At 61.6% G+C, this 20,191-nt stretch carries 19 protein-coding genes; 13 read left to right on the top strand and 6 right to left on the bottom strand.

All coding sequences use genetic code 11. The annotated features are described in order from the left end of the window. Position 1: 1 nt before the first annotated feature. Entirely contained in the window at positions 2 to 493 is a 492-nt protein-coding gene (locus tag VIL88_RS15585) for a hypothetical protein (RefSeq protein ID WP_331990464.1), read from the bottom strand. Positions 494 to 506: 13 nt separating this feature from the next. Beyond that, the gene (locus tag VIL88_RS15580; RefSeq protein ID WP_331990462.1) at positions 507 to 1,463 is read right to left on the bottom strand and encodes an MJ1477/TM1410 family putative glycoside hydrolase; all 957 of its coding nucleotides are present in this window, start codon (positions 1,461 to 1,463) and stop codon (positions 507 to 509) included. Between the two features lie 192 nt (positions 1,464 to 1,655). Here VIL88_RS15580 and VIL88_RS15575 point away from each other — a divergent pair, with 192 nt between their 5' ends. Genes VIL88_RS15575 through VIL88_RS15560 form a run of 4 tightly spaced genes read left to right on the top strand, consistent with a single transcriptional unit; the run spans position 1,656 to position 5,875 of the window. Further along, positions 1,656 to 2,306, top strand: a complete 651-nt coding sequence (locus VIL88_RS15575) for a hypothetical protein (protein WP_331990460.1) — start codon at positions 1,656 to 1,658, stop codon at positions 2,304 to 2,306. 30 nt (positions 2,307 to 2,336) lie between these two features. After that, on the top strand, positions 2,337 to 3,857 hold the full coding sequence (gene pelF / locus VIL88_RS15570; protein ID WP_331990458.1) for a GT4 family glycosyltransferase PelF: 1,521 nt from the start codon (positions 2,337 to 2,339) through the stop codon (positions 3,855 to 3,857). Further along, positions 3,857 to 5,251 carry an exopolysaccharide Pel transporter PelG gene (pelG, locus tag VIL88_RS15565; protein ID WP_331990456.1) on the top strand — a complete coding sequence of 465 codons (1,395 nt, stop codon included), beginning with the start codon at positions 3,857 to 3,859 and terminating at the stop codon, positions 5,249 to 5,251. Before pelF ends, pelG begins: the two co-directional genes overlap by 1 nt. A gap of 30 nt (positions 5,252 to 5,281) precedes the next feature. Then, on the top strand, positions 5,282 to 5,875 hold the full coding sequence (locus VIL88_RS15560) for a hypothetical protein (protein ID WP_331990454.1): 594 nt from the start codon (positions 5,282 to 5,284) through the stop codon (positions 5,873 to 5,875). Between the two features lie 4 nt (positions 5,876 to 5,879). On the opposite strand, the gene VIL88_RS15555 is transcribed toward VIL88_RS15560, so the two are convergent. Both VIL88_RS15555 and VIL88_RS15550 read right to left on the bottom strand, forming a co-directional pair. Continuing rightward, entirely contained in the window at positions 5,880 to 6,248 is a 369-nt protein-coding gene (locus VIL88_RS15555; protein ID WP_331990452.1) for a response regulator transcription factor, read from the bottom strand. After that, positions 6,245 to 7,657 (bottom strand): sensor histidine kinase, encoded by a 1,413-nt coding sequence (locus VIL88_RS15550; protein ID WP_331990450.1) that lies wholly within the window; start codon positions 7,655 to 7,657, stop codon positions 6,245 to 6,247. Before VIL88_RS15550 ends, VIL88_RS15555 begins: the two co-directional genes overlap by 4 nt. Before the next feature lie 326 nt (positions 7,658 to 7,983). On the opposite strand from VIL88_RS15550, the gene VIL88_RS15545 reads away from it, so the two are divergent. Next, positions 7,984 to 8,643 carry a response regulator transcription factor gene (locus VIL88_RS15545; protein WP_331990448.1) on the top strand — a complete coding sequence of 220 codons (660 nt, stop codon included), beginning with the start codon at positions 7,984 to 7,986 and terminating at the stop codon, positions 8,641 to 8,643. Positions 8,644 to 8,645: 2 nt separating this feature from the next. Here VIL88_RS15545 and galE read toward each other — a convergent pair whose 3' ends face one another. Both galE and VIL88_RS15535 read right to left on the bottom strand, forming a co-directional pair. Beyond that, entirely contained in the window at positions 8,646 to 9,632 is a 987-nt protein-coding gene (gene galE, locus VIL88_RS15540) for a UDP-glucose 4-epimerase GalE (protein ID WP_331990446.1), read from the bottom strand. 15 nt (positions 9,633 to 9,647) lie between these two features. After that, complete coding sequence (locus VIL88_RS15535) at positions 9,648 to 10,448, bottom strand: Crp/Fnr family transcriptional regulator (protein WP_331990444.1); 801 nt, start codon at positions 10,446 to 10,448, stop codon at positions 9,648 to 9,650. Positions 10,449 to 10,917: 469 nt separating this feature from the next. Here VIL88_RS15535 and VIL88_RS15530 point away from each other — a divergent pair, with 469 nt between their 5' ends. The 8 genes from VIL88_RS15530 to VIL88_RS15495 all read left to right on the top strand — a co-directional run bounded on the left by VIL88_RS15530 (position 10,918) and on the right by VIL88_RS15495 (position 20,136). Then, complete coding sequence (locus VIL88_RS15530) at positions 10,918 to 12,156, top strand: ABC transporter substrate-binding protein (protein ID WP_331990442.1); 1,239 nt, start codon at positions 10,918 to 10,920, stop codon at positions 12,154 to 12,156. A gap of 210 nt (positions 12,157 to 12,366) precedes the next feature. Next, positions 12,367 to 13,398 carry a sugar ABC transporter permease gene (locus VIL88_RS15525; protein WP_331990440.1) on the top strand — a complete coding sequence of 344 codons (1,032 nt, stop codon included), beginning with the start codon at positions 12,367 to 12,369 and terminating at the stop codon, positions 13,396 to 13,398. A 1-nt stretch (position 13,399) separates the two neighbouring features. After that, entirely contained in the window at positions 13,400 to 14,290 is an 891-nt protein-coding gene (locus VIL88_RS15520) for a carbohydrate ABC transporter permease (RefSeq protein WP_331990438.1), read from the top strand. Positions 14,291 to 14,294: 4 nt separating this feature from the next. Next, on the top strand, positions 14,295 to 15,353 hold the full coding sequence (locus VIL88_RS15515; protein ID WP_331990436.1) for a sn-glycerol-3-phosphate ABC transporter ATP-binding protein UgpC: 1,059 nt from the start codon (positions 14,295 to 14,297) through the stop codon (positions 15,351 to 15,353). A 20-nt stretch (positions 15,354 to 15,373) separates the two neighbouring features. After that, the gene (locus VIL88_RS15510; RefSeq protein ID WP_331990434.1) at positions 15,374 to 16,897 is read left to right on the top strand and encodes an amidase; all 1,524 of its coding nucleotides are present in this window, start codon (positions 15,374 to 15,376) and stop codon (positions 16,895 to 16,897) included. Positions 16,898 to 16,984: 87 nt separating this feature from the next. Continuing rightward, a complete protein-coding gene (gene hisD, locus VIL88_RS15505) occupies positions 16,985 to 18,313 on the top strand; it encodes a histidinol dehydrogenase (protein ID WP_331990432.1) in 1,329 nt (442 codons plus the stop codon). A gap of 3 nt (positions 18,314 to 18,316) precedes the next feature. Next, positions 18,317 to 19,081 carry an SDR family NAD(P)-dependent oxidoreductase gene (locus VIL88_RS15500; RefSeq protein ID WP_331990430.1) on the top strand — a complete coding sequence of 255 codons (765 nt, stop codon included), beginning with the start codon at positions 18,317 to 18,319 and terminating at the stop codon, positions 19,079 to 19,081. 11 nt (positions 19,082 to 19,092) lie between these two features. Next, a complete protein-coding gene (locus tag VIL88_RS15495; protein ID WP_331990428.1) occupies positions 19,093 to 20,136 on the top strand; it encodes a LacI family DNA-binding transcriptional regulator in 1,044 nt (347 codons plus the stop codon). The last annotated feature ends 55 nt before the right edge of the window (positions 20,137 to 20,191 follow it).

Raw genomic sequence — 20,191 nt, 5'->3', positions numbered from 1 at the left:
CCTAATCGAGTGAGGGTTCAAGGGAGGTGGTGACGTTGGAAGGCGCCAGGGCAGCCTGAAGTGACGATTGCATGGCAGGAAGGTCCTGCCCGCGGCCTGCGGCTTCTCCTACCAGCACCGGCACTTGCGCTTCTGCGGGCGTGCCCTCTGCATCCCGGAACAGCAGCAGGGCGCGGCGCGTCATTTCGGAACTGGTGGCTTGCAGGACCGGGACGGCGGTGAGCAGTGGCGCTGTGCTCAACCGGTCGATGGTGAGCACATAGAGCTTCAGCAGCATCTGGTTCTGGTAGTCCGTCAGCGGACCCTCTGCCCGCGCAGCGTCCAGCATGCTCAGTGCAGAAGCGTAACGGCCGTCGTCGATCAGGCCCGCCACCTTCTCCTCGGCGTCGGGCAGCAGCGACCAGACGCCTCCCAGGGCGATCACCGCCAGAAGCAGGATCGCGCGCAGGCTACGGTCGGGTCTCCTGCCGGAGCTGCTGACATTTCCGTGCAATGCTGGTCTGGACTCAGCGGGATTCAACATCGTCCAACTTTCTGTTCGCGATAAAAAGAGGTGCACCGAGTTGGGAGGCCGACGCGCGCGCCTCTTGGCTGCTCTTTGCGCTTTTGAGATATTCGACGACAAAGACTGGCTTGCCGGTGCGCTGGAACGGTTGCAGCAAGAAGAGGCTGGCGCGCAGCTCCGCGTGGCTGTTCCGCATGCCGTCGCCATCGAGGCCAAAGAACAGGTCTTCCTTGCCCACGGCGTCGATGGCTTCTGCGTATCTGGCGTCCACAAGCAGTTCCTCGGCATTCTGCCCGACGACGGCAAAGCCGGGCTGCTTGCCCCGGGCATAACGCGCCAGCGCATCGACAAAGGCGCTCATGGCGGCCATGCGGTCGGCCCGGCCGAGATCTGGGTCCTCGACATCGAAGGCGTCGATGCGGTCGAGATAGACCCCATCGAAACCAGCATCGATGATGGCGTCCAGGTAGCTGCTTGGCCGCCCAAAGATGATGCTCTGCCACTCCGCGGACCAGTATCGGACGGCATAGTTGCCTTCCCAGTCCTCGTTCTCGGCTCCGAGCCATTCCGGGGGCGCTGCGTGCCACGTAGCCTGCCAGTAGAAGCGGTAATCCTCCGCCTCGCCGATGCTGAGATAGGCAATCACGAGACGCTTGCCGCCGTCTGGCTTGGTCTGCATGGTTGCCACGTCAGCGCGCGTGAAAGCGGTTTCAGCCGTTCCATCGCGCGAATAGTCGATAACCATCAGGTCGTAGGCGGAGTTGGCAACCTGCCTAGGGTCGACTTCCTGCAGCTGGTAGCCCCAGCTCTGCACGCGCGACAGGTCGGCACGCAGCCCACCAGCAGACGCCGGAGCGATGGGCGCGGCAAGTGCAATATTGAGGGCCACGGCGGCACCGAGCATCCGTCGCCTAAGGCGTGCATCGCCCGAAATTCTCGAGACTGCATCGTGCGGCATGGTGCTCCCCGGCCATTGCGCAAGGACCTCTCTTGGCCATCGCTGGATAGCCGGCAGGGCACGGGGCGGCATTGATGTCCATCAATGCTGGCCAGGGGCGCCTATCCTTAAGAAAGGGTTACCAGGCGCGCTGCCAGCACGCCGTCATACTGAGTGGGTGATGTCGTGAACCAGCATATCAGTCCCCAAACCATGACCGCCCGTTCCGAGGCGCAGTCCGCCGCTGTTGTGCCCGGCACGATGATCGTCCAGGTGACAGTTGTCGTTGCCGAAATCCTGCTGGTCTCCCTTCTGCTTGCCGGGCATGCCTGGCAGGCCGTGCTCATCGGCCATTTGGCCATAGTCGGCATCCTGATCATGCTGATCGTGGCGCTTGAAAACGCCAGGGCGTCAACCGAACCGCTTCAGGCCTTGGCTCTTCTGACCTTTGCGGGCGGGCCCATCGGCGCCGCTGCTGCCCTGACAAGCGCGCAGCAGCTATGGCAACCGCGCGGCGATGCTCTCGACCGGTGGTACGAGACCATCGCGCCCACCCAGACAGAGGCAGTGACCCTGGTGGACCTCATTCTCGACGGTCGACTGGTCCGCGAGCAGTCCCGTTTGCCGCGCCCCTACGATGCCCTGCTCGAAAGCGGCACGATGCAGGAGAAACAAGCGCTGCTTGCCCATCTTGCCGTCGAGCATGACGAGAAATTCGTCGAGGTCGCACTCGCGCTAGCGCTCAGGAGTTCCGACCAGCGCGTTCGTGTTCAGGCTGCGGCCGTGGCCGCGCATATCAAGGCTCGCAATCGTCTCAGGGCGCGGCCCGCCAGCAGTGTCACCGCCGGCCCCTCTCGCGCCTGACCCCGAAAACCACACGCAAGGAAAGCAGCCATGTGGCGCGATGAGAGAATGGACTTCAACGGCTCGCCGGCACCACTTGTCGACGTATGCCTGATCGCCGAAGGTTGTTACCCCTATGTGGCCGGTGGCGTCTCAAGCTGGATCGATTGGCTCTTACGGGCGCATCCCGAGCTGACATTCAAGGTCCTGGCCATCCTCCCGGGCGAGCCAGATGGGGAGCCTCGCTATGCCCGGCCGGAGAACCTGCTGTCGATCGAACATGTCATGCTCGACGGCACGAGCTTCGGGTCCGAGCGCGCATGGCCCGCGGTGACCCCGGACCGCTTGGCGCAAATGCTTGGCGAACTGCTGAACGAGGGTGATGCAACGCAGTTGTCGAAGCTTCTGTCCTTGCTGGGCACGCCGCGTCACAGGACCGCCCTCGATACGTTGCTTAACTCGCCGGAAGCCTGGGAGACCATGTGCAGCTACTACGCGTCCATGTCCCACGCTTCGTTCCTGGGCTACTTCTGGGCCTGGCGCACCCTGGTCGGCGGTCTCTTCAGATCGTTGACCTGCCCGCTGCCGCAGGCGCGGATTTATCATGCCGTCTCGACGGGTTATGCCGGCCTGATCGGGGCCCGCGCCGCCATCGAGACGGGGCGTAATCTCATCATCAGTGAACACGGCATCTATTCCAACGAACGGCGCATCGAAATCCTGATGGCCGACTGGATCTCCAACAGCGTCGATAACGGCCTCGACCTGTCCGATGACCGCAAGGACATTCGTGAACTCTGGGCCCGCAGCTTCGAAAGCTTCGCCCGCATCGCCTATGATGCCGCCAGCGAGATCACCGCCCTCTACGAGGCTAATCAGGTCTTCCAGTATGGCCTGGGTGCCGAGCCCAAAAAGCTCAAGGTCATTCCCAACGGCGTCGATGTGGACCGCTATGGTGCGGTTCGGCGCCTGGACCATGACCGGCCAACCATCGCCTTTATCGGCCGAGTCACCCCGATCAAGGACGTGCAAACCTTTATCGATGTTGCCGAACGGCTGCGGGAAGACTTCCCCGATCTGCAGGCGTTGGTCATCGGTCCCATGGATGAGGACCCTGAATATGCCCAGGGCTGCATCGAGGAAGTGAATCGACGCTTCTTGGCTGACACCGTCACCTTCACCGGAGCGGTCAAGGTCGCCGATTATCTCGGCGAGATCGACGTGCTGGTCCTGACCAGCATCAGTGAAGCACTGCCGCTGGTCATTCTGGAAGCCGGTGCGGCCGGCGTTCCCTGCGTAGCAACGGACGTTGGCGCTTGTCGCGAGATTCTCGAAGGTCGCACAGGGCAACACGACGGCATCGGTCCGGGTGGCGCCGTGGCGCCGGTTGGCGCCAACGAAGAGATCGCGGCCTCCATCGGGTTCCTCTTGGCTGATCCCGATCGCCTCAGGAGCTTTGGCGACAACTTGCAGCGGCGCGTGCAGGAGCACTACCGCGCCGAAGACGTGGCAAGCGCCTATCGCGCCCTTTATGGGCAGAATTTCCAATCCAGGAACAGGGTGGTGGCATAATGGCCGGCATAGGTTTCGCTCTCAAAAAGCTCAGCAACCAGGATAATCTGGCCTCTCGATCACTCGCGGGCGGCCACGCCATCCTCATCTCCTCGGGCCCGTGGATCGTCATCATGGCGGGCCTGGCCCTGCTGCATGTCGTGGGCCGGCCCATCCTCAGTCCCGATGACCTGAAGATCTTCAGCATCCTGGTGATCTACAGTTTCGCGCTGTCACTGGTCGTGACCTCGCCGGTTTCGCTGGAGGCCACCTTGCGCGTGTCGCGTATTCTGTTCCGGCGGCAGTTCGACAAGGTGCAGGGCGTCTATCTGGCAGCCCTGTTCGTCACCACCTTACTGTCCCTTCTTGGGGGCGTGATCATATTCTTTGGCGTCATCCGCCTGCCCGTGACGCTTGGCGTCGCTGCCATGTTCTGCGTCTTGCAGGTGTCACAGCTCTGGCTAGCGATGGCCTTTGTGGCAGCGATAAAGCAGTACGCAGCGGTAACGTCTGCCTTTGCTCTCGGTTTGAGCTGTTCCATCGTCTTTGGCACCTCTGCAGCCTCACTCGGTCATGGTCCGGCCGGCATGCTGCTCGGCTTTAGCGCCGGGCTGTGCGTTGCCTTCTGCATTCTCAATTTTCTCATCATCAAGACATTTCCGGGCACGCGCGCCCCGCTGCGGCAGCTGCGCAAACAGCTGGACTCCCTTCCGCCGAGTTCAGCCACCTTTGTCTTCGCCGGCTTGTGCAGCGCACTGGCCGTCTGGATCGACAAGATCATCGTCTGGCATTCAGTTGAGGCAACCAGCGTTGCCGACGGTTTGCTCTACGCGGTGCGTTACGACAGCCCCATCTTCGTGGCCTATCTCGCCATCGTCCCTGTCATGTCAGTCCTGGTCATGTGGCTCGAAACCACGTTCTTCGACAACTACCGGCACTATCGCGACATTGTCCATTCGGGTGGGACCTTGCGTCAAATCGACGAGCAGCGAAGCAGCTTGGCAGGGGATACGACCGATACGGTATTCACCGCGTTCCTGGTGCAACTGACCATCAGTGCTGCACTTGCGGTGATGGCTCCCTTCATCGCCGAGATACTGGGTCTGCCCTCCGACGCCATCTCGGTCCTGCGACTGGCGCTCATAGGTTCCGCATTCCACTTCCTGTTCCAGGCCAGCTGCGGCGTCATCCTCTTTGTCCAGTACGGCAAAGCATACCTCTGGCTGCAGATTGTGTTTGTTGCGCTCAACGGCGCTTTCACGGCCTTGATGCTGCGGAACCCGGACTACCTTGGCATGGGCTATGTCTTGGCCTGCATGATCTGCGGGACGCTCGCTTATGCCGCCATGCAGCGTACGCTGAATTCTCTCAACCGCCTCACCTTTGTCGTCAACAATCCGGCAGTCCTGGGCTGACGCCTGGCATAAGCACACGAGGAGGAAAACATGAGCAACGACAATACCGAGATCGCGGCCGGCTACCCTGAAGACATCGGCAGCGAGATGCTGCGCCGATCAGACCGGCTCGCAATAGCTGAAGGCGTGATACTGCTGGGCGGGTTGGCTTTGCTCAACTACTCCGGCATCGTGCCTTTCAGCGTCTTCCCGGTGCACCCTTATCTCTTTGTCGTTATCCTTCTCAGTGCCCAGTACGGGCTCTATGGCGGGATACTGACCGCTCTTGGAGCCGCTGTGTTGGTGCATGGCGGCGGATTGCCAGTGCGGACAATCGACATGACCTATGCACAGTATTTCCGCCTGGTCTGGGCCGACACGCTGTCATGGGTGGTAGCCGCTCTGATGCTGGGCTTGGTCACCACACGTCGGAGCAGGGTTTTCAAGGAACAAACACAGCGGTTGCGAGAAGCAGCACTGGCCGAGGCGCTCATTGCGGGACAGTATCAGGTATTAGCGCAACGTACGCACTTGCTGGAACGCAGCCTGGCGGCTCGCAAGGAAGCCAATGCAGCAGATTCCACCAAGCTGAACACTGCACCGTCCCTAAAGAGGCTTCCCCGCGCAGCCCAAACCTCCGGTTAGGACCTCACACCTTCCCCTCGTAGACCGACCGCACCAGGTTGCGCAGCTTTGAACCCGTGGAGCCTTTGAGCAAATAGCCAGAGGCTCCAGCTCGCTTTGCATTTTCCATATCCGATGGGTCGCTGGAGGCACTGACCATGATGACCCGCGTATTCGGATGAATGTGCAGGATCTCACCGATGCGGCCGATACCACCGCCTGGCATATTGACATCCAGCAGGACGATGTCGGGCAGAAGTCGTCCTGTCAGCACAACGGCATCATCCCCGCTCCCGCCTTCGCCAACAACTGATATGTCGTCCTCGAGTGTTATCGAAGCAATCAGCTCAGCACGAAACGCTGCGTGATCGTCGACGACGATGACGCGGATCATTCCGGCTGCTTTCCGTGCGGCTGCAGGGGCAGCCACATTTCCAGGCGCGACAATCCATTGTTGCGCACAAAGGAGAATGTGCCGCCCAAACTTTGAACGCGGGTACGCAGACTATATAGGCCAATGCCAATATGCTGGGGTAGAACTGGCGAAGCGTGTTCGTCGTAGTGGTTCGAAATAGCCAATTTCAGCAACCCATCTTCAGTCCGGGCCGTCAGCGTCTGGTTGCCAGCAAGGCCGTGTTTGAACGCATTGTTGAGCCCCTCCTGAACAAACCTGAAGACGCAGACCGAGACATCTGCCGGCAGTTGAACCGGCTCGGCCTGGTTATCGAACATCAGTCCGCCGCCAGTGCGCCGCAAATGCCGGGCTGCAGCATTGTTGATGACTTGGGCAATATCGAGACGGTCTATCTCCGGCAGCACAAGGGCCATTGCGATGTCGCGAATTTCGGCCATGGCATCGCCCAACACCGCTTCCACGTCGCTGATCGCTGCGCTGCGCTGGGCGGCCCGCGACTTGGAGCGAACACCGTCGAGCTTCAGTACGGCCAAGCCGATCGTCTGCGCCGGACCGTCGTGCAAGTCGGTACCTATATTGCGCAGATAGCGTTCTGTAAGGAGCGTTACATTCCGCGTCGCTTCCTCGGCCACGTCTTTGGAATGACGGTAGCGCGTTGCTCGTGAGCGAAACTGCTGCAGCCGTTTGGCGAGCAGGGCACGTTGGCGTTCCACGGTGCGGGCACCTTGGAGGCCAATCACAAACAGGCCGATCATGACGATCAGCGATATGCACGTAACCGCTACCCAACTCGCCGTGGCAACGAAGTTCAGGTCGCGTTGTAAACCGACACGCACATCTTGCAGTTCCGCGACAGCAATGATCTGGCCCGACGACGCGTTCCGCAACGGGAAGAAGATTGCAACAGGATCGTTGTCTCTTCGGCGGAAACCGAAGAGTCCGCGCTCACTCATGGGAAACTTGACGGTAGCGGCGCCGGCATCAAAACCCTTCACCACTTCAGCGGGTGGCACACTGGCTGGTGGTGGCAAAGGAGTATTGGCGTACATGATATCAAGGTCAGCGGACCAGATCCGGAGGAGCGGGAACTCCGCCGAAAGTACAGGGTCGGACATAAGGTTGGTCAAGAAAGAGGCCGCCTCTGGCGGCAGACTCTCACCCGGCACATAGCCGCGCATCGCAGGCGCCAGGATCCTCTGCCCTAGCGCTGCGATATCGCCCCCTCGTCTTTTCACAAATGTATCCGACAGGAATGTAGCGATGAGGACACCGCAAATGACCATCGCGGCCAGCGTGTATACGCCGCCCAATAAGACAAATCGCACCGCAAAGGAATATTGCTTCCAACGCCTGAGCGAGTGAGCCGGACGCCTAGGCAAACCAACCATCCTGTCCTCCAACAGGGTGCCGCGTGGTAATGCTACATCCGCCGCAACTAAGTAGCTACTGGCAAACCGTTCCTCCTTCTTGGCCCCTCAGTTCCGATGCAGTGGGAATTTTACTCAGCTCGTTGAGCACCTGAGCCGTTCTTCTTGTGGCTCTTAGGTCCAGACTTGTGCCCACTTCGCAGGGCAGGCCGATAAACGGGCTTGTCAGCGGTCGCCGTTAATCACCTTTGCACAGGCCAGCGCAAACTGGTTTACGAAGTGTTAATTAAGCAGTAGTCTGTAGTTAGCTGTTTCCAAGAGGAGTGCAGCTTTACGCTGCGATCAAGATGAACAAGTTGATCAAAGTCGTAGTTGCCGACGACCATCCTGTTTTGCTTGCAGGGATGGAGACTCTCCTGATGACCACCGGGCGGCACAATGTCGTCGGTCAGGCGACCAGCGCCGGCGGGTGCCTGGAGCTTGTGCGGACGGCGGCACCGGATGTGATCGTCATGGATCTCAGCATGCCGGGGGATGTGTTCCGGACCATCTCACAGATCTCCACAACGGCTCCTGACACCAAGATCGTTGTTTTCACTGCATTTTGCAGCCTTGAGTCTGCCATCAAGGCGTTGGACGCCGGGGCTACCGGCTTTGTCCTCAAGGGCAGCGCCTCGAGCGAGCTGCTGCAGGCGATCGACATGGTGCTCGCCAACCAGATGTTCATCACCCAGCAATATGCCGGTCAGGTCATGAACGGCCTTCGGGATCGCGCAAGGCGGCAAGGGCTTGATGAAATGATCAAGCTCAACGTTCGCGAGAAGCAGATCATCGGGCACTTGATGCAGGCGCGCACTAACCGGGAGATTGCGGGTGAGCTGCATATCAGCGAAAAGACGGTCAAACACTATATGACTGGCCTGATGCAGAAGCTAAAGGCACCCAACCGGGTGGAAGTTGTGATTGCGGCCCGGCGCAGCCAGGAAGCTGCACTGGTTTCTCCATAGCGTCAGTTGTTGCGCACCATCAGGTGCTTCTCCCAGGCGAAGGCCGTGCTGACGATCGTCTGCAGGTCATCGAATCGCGGGACCCAACCTAGCAATTGGCGGGCTTTCTCGCCTGTGGCGGTTACCGAGGCCGGATCACCCGGTCGCCTGGGCTGCTCATCGGCCCGAAAATCGACGCCAGATACGGCGCGCACCGCGTCAACCACCTGGCGGACGGAGTAGCCTTGGCCATAGGCGCAGTTGATGGTCGTGCTCCCACCGCCATCGCGCAGTCGCTTCAGCAGCAAAACATGGGCTGCGATCAGATCTGAGACGTGGATGTAGTCACGGACCCCTGTACCGTCGGGCGTCTCGAAGTCCGTACCGAAGATGCTCATGTACCCCCTCTGACCAAGTGCGGTCTGGCAGGCAACCTTGATCAGGTGGCTGGCTTCCGGCGTTGATTGTCCGGTCCTCTTGCCGGGGTCGGCACCAGCAACATTGAAGTATCGCAAAACCCCGTACGTCATCGGGTGGGTCGCCGCCACATCCGCCAGCATCATCTCCGTCATGAGCTTGGAGCGCCCATACGGCGACATCGGGCTGAGCGGGGTGGTTTCCACTACGGGTGCCAGTCCAGTCATGCCATAAACGGCTGCAGTCGAGGAAAAGATAAAGTGCTTCACCCCGCCACGGACCGCGGCCTCGAGCAGGTTCCGCGACACGGCTGTGTTGTTGCCATAGTATTTCAGGGGATCAACCACCGATTCCGGCACCACGATCGAGCCGGCGAAGTGGATGATCTCGGAGACCCCGTAGCGCTTGATCACCTCGCTCACGCGGTCGATGTCTCCGGCATTGCCCAGCTCGAACGACGCGCGCCCTTCTATGGCCCAGTCGAAGCCGGTAACGAGATTGTCGAGCACCACGACGTCTTCGCCAGCCTCAGCTAGCGCCAATACCATGTGGCTGCCGATGTAGCCGGCTCCGCCGGTGACCATGACCGTCATGTTACGCTCCTCACTCTATTCGGCCGCAACACGGAAATGGACCGCATCATCAAACGCGGACCCGTCCAGAAGCATGGCTTTCTGTCTGAGGGCTGGGGCACGGCTGCGCGCCATTTCCACCAGATCTGCCTCGTCCTGCCCAGCAAGGTTGAATAGATCTGCCCGGCGCAGAAGCCGGACATTGGCACTGTCGATGGCAGCGATCGTGCCGCGGCGCACCAGGGCCTGGATATTGCGGCTGACGGTCTCTACCGTGGTGCCGAGATATGCGGCAAAGTCCCGCCGGTTGATCGGTATGTGGATCAGCGACGGCCCCGCAACGTGGCCGTGGTGACGCATCTCGTCTGCAATGAGGCGCAGGGCAAGATAGGTCGTCAGGCGCTCCATCGTGCTTTGGCAGGCAAGAACAGTGATGCGGTCATAGGCTTCGTCAAGCTGGTAGAGGTTCTCCAGGTGGATGCGGTGCTCCAGCTCTCGGCTCTGGGACAACTGCTGCTGGAAGGCGGCGCGCTCGAAACAGGCGACCACGACATCAGTGGCGGCTTCGATGGTGAACTCCCCACCCGTCTCGAACAGGCGGCCGAAAAATCCGGGCGCTTCGATCACGCCGACGATGTTGTTCCTGCCGTCGGGCAGGTAAGTCACCAGCTTTACAGCACCGCTGATGACATATCCCACGATTTCGGGAGCCCCGGGTGCCCAGATCGTCTGCCCTCGCGAAAAGGTCTTTGTCTTTGGCGAATGGTGAGGGAGTTGGTTTGCGCCGTTCGCCCTCGTCGGTCGAACATGGTTCTCTGTAGGTAAGCTGTCGTACATGGCAGACGCTCCAGCGGCCCTATGCCTATGGAGTAATAGAGAAAAATTCTGCGAGATCGGCCATTTACCATGGTCCCAAGATCGTTGAGACCAAGGCGTAGCAAAAGCGAACACAATGGTCCGGCCATTCATCGGACCTTAGTGCCCCAACCGCCATCCTCGGACCAACAACATCAATACGGGCAAACGCAAAGACAATGATCCTCATGGGTATTGCTCGCTCTAGTCAGCTGGGTTGGGCACCGTGTGCGCTAGCAAACAGCCGCCGCACATCGAATTCGTTCAACTTTGCATACGAATGCAAATGCTGTTGCATTCGTATGCAAGGCCGCTTACCAATTGTGACGTGCATAAGACACGGCTGGACCAGAGCGCTTAGAGCGAGGGGCTGATCCGGCTGCGGAGCGTAACAACAGGGGATGGTTGGCGCAGGCGCTGGGGCGTGTGCGTTCACCGTCAGGAGAACGAGATGAAGTTTATGTTGAAGACTACCGTATCGCTTGGCGCTCTGGTGCTGACCGCCGGGGCGGCCTTTGCCGATTGCGGCATCGAGGGCGCCGGTTCAGTTCGTATTCTGTCCAACGACTTCGAGGCGCTGCGCCTGGTCAACACCACTGCCGCCGAATGCGCCAACGACGCGGTGACGGTGACATCCAATGCGACAGCCGAGCACAAGAACCTCCAGGTTCCGGCGCTGTCGATCAATCCGGCTGAATATACGGTCGCTGTGGTTGCCAACAATTCCATCGTTCCGTTGATGAACGATGACCTGATCCGTCCGCTGGACGATCTGGTGGCTGAGTATGGGCAGAGCCTGCAGCCGAACCAGCTGATCAAGATCGACGGCAAGACCATGGCCATCGCTTTCATGGGCAATGCCCAGCACCTGTTCTATCGCAAGGACATTCTCGACCAGGCCGGCATCGAAGAGCCGAAATCCTACGAGGACATCCTGGCTGCTGCCGAAAAGATCAAGGCCGACGGCCTGATGGACTATCCGCTGGCCGCCTCGGACAAGCCGGGCTGGGATCTCGCCGCAGAATTCGTCAACACCTATCTGGGCACCGGCGCCGAGTTCTTTGCGCCCGGTTCGGCCGAGCTCGCCATCGACAACGAGAATGGTCTCAAGACCCTCGAAACCATGAAGGCGCTGACCGCCTATATGGACCCCGACTACCTGACGTTTGACGCCAATGGCATCCAGGCCGAATACAAGGCCGGCAATGTTGCCATGATGGTGCAGTGGGGTTCGCTGGCCGGTGACATGCTGGACGGCGAAGGCGCTGCCGAAGGCGTGGTGGAGAACACCGTTCTGGCTGCCGCGCCGACCATTGCTGGCGGCACGACGCCCGCCGTGGCGCTGTGGTGGGACGGCTTCACCATTGCGAAGAACATCTCGGACGAAGACGCTGCCGCCTCGTTCCAGGCCATGGTGCACGGCATCAACCCGGAAATGGTCGCCCAGAACCCCACGGTCGCCACCTGGCTGGTTGCCGGCTACGAGCCCGGCCCGAACGCTGTCGGCGTGATCGCCACGGCCAATGCCGGTGCCCGTGCCTATCCGATGCAGCCCTATATGGGCCTGCTCCATACCGCGCTGTCGGCTGAACTGGCCGAGTTCATGGCCGGCTCGGAAAGTGCCGAACAGGCGCTGGCGGATGTGAAGGCAGCCTATGACACTGCCGCGCGCGAAGGCGGGTATCTGTAAGCGTTCTTGAGCGACTCAAGGGGCTGAGGCCGCAGTCGACACCCTCCCCATTGTGGGGAGGGATCAAGTGTGGGGGAGTTTTAGCCCCGATCTCGTGGCTGCCCCACCCCCTCCCAACCTCCCCCTCAGAGGGGGAGGTGCCGTCCGGTGGGTGAGGCACGACTGTGCCCTGCCGGATCACTCGCCAGCTCTGCTTCCGAGGAGGCCTCGATGCCACACAAGACATTCTTTGCCTTCATCCTCCCCTCGCTTGTTGCGATGGTGCTGTTTATCGCGCTGCCGATCGTGTCGGTCGTGGTGCAGAGCTTTCATGTCGAGCATGGCCGCGTGCTGGTCGAGGTCGAAAGCTGCCAGCCCTTTGGCGGCTGCACCACCGAGACGCGGGTCGATACGGCAGCCATGGCCGAGCTGCGGGCCGAGCAGCCGATGGGTCAGTTCAACGGGCTCGGGACCTATCTCAACCGCGGCCACCTGGCGGTGAACGAAATCGGCGCCATTCTCGCCAACAACAATGGCGTGGGCGACATCATCGCCCGCATCTACAACCTGCCCTTCTACAAGGCGCTGAGCTTTACCCTGGTCTTTTGCTTCGTGGTGACGCCGCTGGCCATGGCGCTGGGCTTTGCCATTGCCCTTGCCGTCAATGCCCTGCCCAAGCCGACCAAGGGGCCGGTGATCTTCTTTTCGCTCCTGCCCATGATCATCACGCCCCTGATCGGCTCGCTGATCCTCTACTGGATGGTGCAGCCCAATGGCATCATCGGCGCGACGCTGCAGAACATCGTCAACGATCCAACCCTCTCGCTGCGCCAGTCGCCGCAGCTGACCTGGATTTCGCTCCTGTTCTACGGCGTCTGGACCAATGCCCCCTTCAGCTTCGTGGTGTTCTATGCCGGGCTCCAGACCGTGCCGGGCGATACGCTGGAGTCGGCCATGATCGACGGTGCCTCGCGCTGGGAGCGCATTCGCTACGTGATCATCCCGCATCTGGCGCCGCTCGCCACCTTTGTGGCGCTGGTGCAGCTGATGGACAATTTCCGCGTCTTCGAGCCGATCGTCGGCTTTTCGGCGGAAGCCAATGCCACGTCGCTGTCGTGGATGATCTTCAACGACCTGTCGGGCGATGCGCAGCTCTTCGGCTCGGCCGGGGCGACCTCCGTTTTAACCATTATCGGCGTCGTGATCCTCCTGATGCCGGTGCTGATCCGCACCTGGCGCGAATTCAACCACAAGGTGGTCTAGCATGTCGGAAGCAAATGTTTCGCAGAAGCGTCCGCTGCCGCTCAACATCCTGATCTACCTGTTCATCGCCGTCTGGGTCGTGCTGGCAGCCTTTCCGTTCTTCTGGACGGTCTGGGGCTCGTTCAAGGTGGAGCCGGACTTCTTTTCCCGCGAGTCCTGGTGGAACGCCATTTTCGGCACCTATACCAAGGCCCAAAATGACGGCTCGCCCTTCACCGGAAGCGGCTATTACGGAGCCTGGGTGACGCGCGAATTCTGGCGCGCCGTAGGCAATACGGCGATCGTGACCGTTTCGGTGACGGTGATCTCGCTGACCTTGGGTACTTTGGGTGGCTATGCCCTGGCGCGCTCGGGCCAGCGCTATGCCTTCTGGATCCTGATCATCGCGCTGGTGTTCCGCGCCATGCCGCATATCACGCTGGTGTCGGGCTATCTGCTGCCCTTCTTCCAGCTTAACATTTGGGGCGTGCTGCCGACCTCCATTATCGTGCTCGTGGCGATCAACCAGCCCTTCACGCTTTGGATGCTCCATTCGTTCTTCCTGAGCATTCCCAAGGATCTTGATGAATCGGCCATGGTGGACGGCTGCTCGCGCTTCGAGGCGTTTCGCCGGGTGATCATTCCGGTGATGTGGCCGGGCGTGGTGACGACGGGGCTGTTCAGCTTCCTTCTGGCCTATAACGACTTCGCCGTGACCTCGATGCTCTTGAGCGCCGACAACCAGACCATGGTGCCCAAGATTTCGAGCTTCCTGGGCTCGGTGCAGGAGCAGGGCAATGTGATGTTTGCCGTTGCCGCCGTGGTTTCGGCCACCGTGCCGCTCTTTATTCTCGTGCTCTTCTTCCAACGCCAGATCGTCAGCGGGCTCACCGCCGGCGCCGTAAAGGGGTAATCAGATGGCCCAGATCCGTCTCAAGAACGTCTCCAAGCGCTGGAACAATTTTGTCGGCGTCGACAACTTCAACCTCGATATCGCCGACCAGGAATTCCTGGTGCTGCTGGGTCCGTCCGGCTGCGGCAAGACCACGACCATGCGCATGATTGCTGGATTGGAGGACATTACCGAGGGCGAGATCTGGATCGGCGACCGGCTGGTCAACAAGCTCGAGCCGAAGGACCGGGACATCTCCATGGTGTTCCAGAGCTATGGGCTCTACCCGAACATGACGGTCTACGAAAACATCCGTTTTCCGCTGAAGGTCCGGAAGGTGCCGGCCGAGCAGCACCATGAGCGGGTGATGGCAGCCTCGAAGATGGTGGAGCTCGACGACTTTCTCCAGCGCCGTCCGGCGGCTTTGTCGGGTGGGCAGCGGCAGCGCGTGGCGCTGGCGCGGGCCATCGTGCGCGAGCCCAATGCCTTCCTGATGGACGAGCCGCTGTCGAACCTTGATGCCAAGCTGCGTGTCTCCACACGTGCGCAAATCAAGAACCTCCATCATACGCTGAAACGCACCACGATCTATGTGACACATGACCAGATCGAGGCCATGACGCTGGCTGATCGCGTGGTGGTGATGCAGAAGGGGCTGATCCAGCAGGTCGGCACGCCGATGGAGATTTATGACCGACCGGCCAATACCTTTGTGGCGAGCTTTATCGGCTCGCCGGCGATGAACCTGGTGCATGGCGAGATCGAGGGTGGGGTGTTTACCGGTGCCAATATCCGCGTCGACGGCCTGCCTGTCGGGGCAAAGGGGCCGGTGACGCTGGGCTTCCGCGCCGAGGATGCGGTGGTGATGGGCGAGGGGGGGCATATCGAGGCGCCGATCTACACGGTGGAGCTCTTGGGCGAGGCGACCATGATCTCGATGCGCGTGGCGGGCGAGCTGGTCTCGATCAAGGTCGGCAAGGAGTATCGCGCCGAGATCGGCGACGTGGTGCGGGTCAATATCGCGCCGGGCGCCTGTCACCTCTTTGACCGCTCCACGGGGCAGCGTATGGCTGCGGCAGGGTGATGGCTGCCGGAGAAGCCAGATTGGCTGACGACAACGATGACGGTTTTGACGCGGCAGTGGAGCGGCATCGCTTGATCCTGTCCGCCGAGGAGCGTGAGAGCGTGCGCAAGCTCGCCACGTGGATGCGCGAGGGGCTAGCGGGGCTGGAGACCGATGCGGGCCCGGTGACGGAGGCGATTGCCGACCGGGCGCTCGACCTGTCGCTGTTCGAGCAGGGTGCGATGCTGCGCGATGGGCGGTTGACGTCGGTGGCGCTGGTGGAGGCCTACCTTCGGCGCATCGAAGGGCGCGATGGGGCTTACCGGGCCTTTTATCTTGTGGACCGGGATGGTGCCGTGGCGGCGGCGCGGGAGGCAGATGCGGCTTTTGCCCAAGGGCTGGATATCAGCCACCTGCAGGGCATTCCGGTAGGGATCAAGGACTTGATCGACGTTCAGGGGCTGCCGACCACGGCCAACGCGCCGGGGCGGCGGGATGCGGTTGCCGCGGCCGATGCCGTGGTGATCGAACGCCTGCGCAAGGCGGGGGCCGTGGTGATCGGCAAGCTCGCTACCTATGAATGGGGCACGGTGGGTCCGGACAATCGCGGCCTCTTTCCGCCGGCGCGCAATCCGTGGAGCCTGGAGCATATTACCGGCGGCTCGTCCTCGGGCAGCGCGGTGGCGGTGGCAGGTGGGCTGCTGCGGACGACGCTGGGGACCGATACCGGCGGATCGCTGCGCGGACCGGCCTTCTATTGCGGCGTGGTGGGGCTGAAGCCGACCTTTGGTCTGGTGCCGCGCGGCGGGGTGCTGCCCATGTCCGACAGCATGGATCATGTCGGGCCGATGAGCGCGACGGTGGCTGAAGCCGCGGCGACGCTGGACGTCGTTGCCGATTTTCCGCCCGGTGTTTCGGCGGCCGAACGTCTGGGGCAGCAAATTACCGGTCTACGGATCGGCTATGCGCGCAGCTGGTTCGCCGGCAATGGGCAGACCGCGCCGGCGGTGCTGGCGGCGATGGATGCAGCGGTTTCAACGCTGTCGCAGCTGGGCGCTGTTGTCCAAGAAGTGGAGCTTCCCGATTACTTCGCCATCGAAGTTGCCGCGGCGGCGATCCTTCACAAGGAGAGCTTTGACTTCCATGCCGAGAACCTGCGGCAGCGGCCGGAGGACTTCGGGCGCCGGGCATTCCTGAGCCTGGCCGCTGGCCTGGCGGTGACGGAGGAGGAGCTGGCGAAGGCGTGGGGGGCAGGTTCTGTGTTCCGCCAAGAGGTGGACAAGCTGCTGCTCAGCCACGATGCCTTGATCACCGTCGGAGCGCTGACCACCGCGCTGCTCGCGGCGCCATTCGAGAAAGAGGCGGTCTGGACGCCGATGCGCACCATTGGCTTCAATGTCAGCGGGCATCCGGTGCTGGCTTTGCCAGTTGGGTTTGACGGTGGCTTGCCCATCGGCATGCAGGTGATCGGCAAGCACTATGACGAAGCCAGGATCGTGCAGATCGGGGACGCGTTCGAGCGCGCCACCGATCATTCTTTGCAGCGCCCGTCCGCGATCTCTTGAGAAAACGCCCGGACATCTAAAGGTCGGCGTTTACTTTCTTGCATACGTATGCAAAGTGGATGAAACAGTGTTTCGGGAGGGCAGAGCATGCCAGTCTGGCTCAAGCGCGGGGTGGATGTCGAACAGCGGGCCGAGGCGGACCGTCAGGTCCGCGCGACCGTTGAAGGCATTCTGGGTGATATCGAAAAGCGCGGCGACGAAGCGGTGCGCGAGCTGTCGCAGAAGTTCGACAAGTGGGATCGCAAGGATTTCCGCCTGTCGCAGGCCGAGATCGACGACTGCATGCGCCAGCTCACCGATCAGGACCTCCACGACATCGCGTTCGCGCAGACCCAGGTGCGCAACTTCGCCCAGGCGCAGCGCAATACCATGCAGGATCTCGAGATCGAGACGTTGCCGGGCGTGACGCTGGGCCACAAGCACGTGCCGATCAATGCCGTGGGTTGCTACGTTCCCGGCGGCAAGTACCCGCTGCTTGCCTCAGCCCATATGTCGGTGATCACCGCCAAGGTGGCCGGTTGCGAGCGGGTCATTACCTGCGCACCTCCCTTTGGCGCCAAGCCGGCGCCGGCTGTCGTCGCCGCACAGGCCATGGCCGGAGCGGACGAGATTTATGTCCTTGGCGGCATCCAGGCAATCGGCGCCATGGCAATCGGGACCGAGAGCATCGCGCCCGTCAACATGCTGGTCGGCCCCGGCAATGCCTTTGTCGCCGAAGCCAAGCGGCAGCTTTTCGGCCGCGTCGGCATCGACCTCTTTGCCGGACCGACCGAGACCCTGGTGATAGCGGACGAGACGGTGGATGGCGAAATGTGCGCCACCGACCTGCTCGGCCAGGCCGAGCACGGCCCGACCTCGCCGGCAATCCTCTTGACCAATTCGGAAAAGCTCGCCCGCGAGACTATGGCCGAGATCGAGCGCATTCTCGCCATCTTGCCGACCGGCGAAATCGCCCGCAAGAGCTGGGCGGATTTCGGCGAGGTCATCGTCTGCGAGAGCTATGAGGAAATGCTGGCGGAAGCCGACCGCATTGCGTCCGAGCATGTGCAGGTGATGACCGATCGCGACATGTGGTTCCGGGATAACATGACCAATTATGGTGCGCTGTTCCTCGGGCCGCGCACCAACGTCGCCTATGGCGACAAGGTGATCGGCACCAATCACACCCTCCCCACGATGAAGGCCGCGCGCTATACCGGTGGCCTCTGGGTGGGGAAATTCATGAAGACCTGCACGTGGCAGACCGTCACCAGTGACGAGGCTTCGGCGATGATCGGCGAGTACGGCTCGCGCCTGTCCATGCTGGAAGGCTTTGTCGGCCATGCCGAGCAGGCCAATGTCCGCGTACGTCGCTATGGCGGCCGCAACGTGCCCTATGGCACCGGCGCTGCGCCCCGCACCCAAGCGGCCGAGTAGATCATGGCCCTGCCGCGCACCCCCAGCTTCCGCCTCGACGGCAAGCGGGCCCTTGTTACCGGGGGCACGCGCGGTATCGGGCTGGGTGCGGCGGTGGCTTTGGCCGAGGCAGGCGCGGCGGTGACGATTGCCGCGCGCACGGCGTCGGATATCGAAGCGGTGGTCAACGAAATGGCCGAGGCCGGCTTCACCGCCGAGGGCGTGGCGCTCGACATCACCGACAGCGAGACGGTCAAAGCCTTCGTCGGCGACGTTGAGCCCTTCGACATTCTGGTGAACTCCGCCGGAACGGCCCGCCACTCCACGTTTGGCGACATCACGCCGGAAAACTATCACGCGGTGATGGACGTCAACCTTGCCGCGACGATCTTCGTTTCGCAGGCCGTGGTCGGCAAACTGCTCGCCGCCGGCAAGCCGGGATCGATCATCCACATCTCCTCGCAGATGGGCCATGTCGGTGGGCCGAACCGTGCGGTCTATGCCGCCAGCAAACATGCTGTGGAGGGCCTGACAAAGGCCATGGCAATCGAGCTCGGGCCGTACAATATCCGCGTCAACACAGTGTGCCCGACCTTTGTCGAGACCGAGTTGACGGCCAGGAACCTGAGCGATCCGGACTTTAGAAGCTGGGTGCTATCGAAGATCAAGCTTGGCCGGTTGGGGAGAGTGGAAGACCTGATGGGTCCGATGGTGTTTCTGGCCAGCGATGCCGCGGCACTGATCACCGGCACATCGCTTCTGGTGGATGGCGGATGGACAGCGGAGTAAAAAAGCTGGGCGTGACGTCTAGCCAAGTCGCCGAACATGCCGGCGTCTCGCAGTCGGCCGTCTCGCGCACCTTTACGCCCGGCGCCTCCATTTCCCCCAAGACGCGCGCCAAGGTTCTGGCGTCGGCCAAGGTGCTGGGCTACCGCCCAAATGCGATTGCGCGCTCGCTGATCACCAACCGCTCGCGCATCATCGCGGTGGTGATGGCTTATCTCGAAAACCTCTTCTACCCCGATGTGCTTGAAGAACTCGGCCGGGCGCTGGCCGCCGAGAACTACCATCTGCTCTTGTTCACCGGCTTCATGGATCGCGACAGCGACCCGGTTTTCGACCAGCTGATGCAGTATCGCGTCGACGGCATCATCCTGGCTTCGACGTCGCTTTCCTCCGAACTGTCGGAAGAATGCGCCACGGCCGGCATTCCGGTCGTGCTGTTCAACCGCACCACAGAGCGCGATGCCGTGTCGAGCGTCACCACGCGCAACAGGGAAGGGGGCAAGCGTATTGCCGATTTCCTGGTCGCCGGTGGGCACAAGAGCTTCGGCTACCTTGCCGGCCTCGAAAATTCCTCAACCAACCGGGATCGCCAGCAGGGCTTCGTGGACGGGCTTGCCGGCTATGGCTTCACCGATGTGGTGATCGAAACCGGCAACTATTCCCGCACGGAAGCGCAGGAGGCGGCCCGGAAAATGTTCTCGCGCCCCGATCGGCCCGAGGCGCTGTTTGTGGCCAATGACCATATGGCCGTCGCGGTGATGGATGTGGCGCGCTACGAGTTCGGCCTCCGCATCCCCGAGGATATCTCTATCGTCGGCTATGACGATGTCGGCCCGGCAACCTGGGCCAGCTATGGCATCACCTCGATGAGCCAGCCGGTCAAGCGCATGGTGGAATCCACCGTCGACATCCTGATGGATCAGATCGCCTCGGGCGAGATCGAAGCCGAGCACCGGATCCACAACGGCGAACTGGTGGTGCGCACTTCGGCCCGATTGCCCAAGACCGGCATTGTCGAGGCCGACGGCCGCAAGATCTTCAAACCCAAGGACGTTTGACCCATGACGCGACATGCTGCCGTCCTCTCTGCGACTGTCCATGCATACGAATGCA

Origin of the sequence: Devosia sp. (assembly GCF_036563435.1) — a bacterium.
GTDB lineage: Bacteria > Pseudomonadota > Alphaproteobacteria > Rhizobiales > Devosiaceae > Devosia.
This window is presented reverse-complemented; position numbering and strand designations above follow the sequence as displayed.

Excerpts from the sequence above, each read along its gene's own strand:
- VIL88_RS15580 (WP_331990462.1), bottom strand. The coding sequence starts at position 1,463 with ATGCCGCACGATGCAGTCTCGAGAATTTCGGGCGATGCACGCCTTAGG.
- VIL88_RS15575 (WP_331990460.1), top strand. The coding sequence starts at position 1,656 with ATGACCGCCCGTTCCGAGGCGCAGTCCGCCGCTGTTGTGCCCGGCACG.
- pelF (WP_331990458.1), top strand. The coding sequence starts at position 2,337 with ATGTGGCGCGATGAGAGAATGGACTTCAACGGCTCGCCGGCACCACTT.
- pelG (WP_331990456.1), top strand. The coding sequence starts at position 3,857 with ATGGCCGGCATAGGTTTCGCTCTCAAAAAGCTCAGCAACCAGGATAAT.
- VIL88_RS15560 (WP_331990454.1), top strand. The coding sequence starts at position 5,282 with ATGAGCAACGACAATACCGAGATCGCGGCCGGCTACCCTGAAGACATC.
- VIL88_RS15555 (WP_331990452.1), bottom strand. The coding sequence starts at position 6,248 with ATGATCCGCGTCATCGTCGTCGACGATCACGCAGCGTTTCGTGCTGAG.
- VIL88_RS15550 (WP_331990450.1), bottom strand. The coding sequence starts at position 7,657 with ATGGTTGGTTTGCCTAGGCGTCCGGCTCACTCGCTCAGGCGTTGGAAG.
- VIL88_RS15545 (WP_331990448.1), top strand. The coding sequence starts at position 7,984 with ATGAACAAGTTGATCAAAGTCGTAGTTGCCGACGACCATCCTGTTTTG.
- galE (WP_331990446.1), bottom strand. The coding sequence starts at position 9,632 with ATGACGGTCATGGTCACCGGCGGAGCCGGCTACATCGGCAGCCACATG.
- VIL88_RS15535 (WP_331990444.1), bottom strand. The coding sequence starts at position 10,448 with ATGTACGACAGCTTACCTACAGAGAACCATGTTCGACCGACGAGGGCG.
- VIL88_RS15530 (WP_331990442.1), top strand. The coding sequence starts at position 10,918 with ATGAAGTTTATGTTGAAGACTACCGTATCGCTTGGCGCTCTGGTGCTG.
- VIL88_RS15525 (WP_331990440.1), top strand. The coding sequence starts at position 12,367 with ATGCCACACAAGACATTCTTTGCCTTCATCCTCCCCTCGCTTGTTGCG.
- VIL88_RS15520 (WP_331990438.1), top strand. The coding sequence starts at position 13,400 with ATGTCGGAAGCAAATGTTTCGCAGAAGCGTCCGCTGCCGCTCAACATC.
- VIL88_RS15515 (WP_331990436.1), top strand. The coding sequence starts at position 14,295 with ATGGCCCAGATCCGTCTCAAGAACGTCTCCAAGCGCTGGAACAATTTT.
- hisD (WP_331990432.1), top strand. The coding sequence starts at position 16,985 with ATGCCAGTCTGGCTCAAGCGCGGGGTGGATGTCGAACAGCGGGCCGAG.
- VIL88_RS15500 (WP_331990430.1), top strand. The coding sequence starts at position 18,317 with ATGGCCCTGCCGCGCACCCCCAGCTTCCGCCTCGACGGCAAGCGGGCC.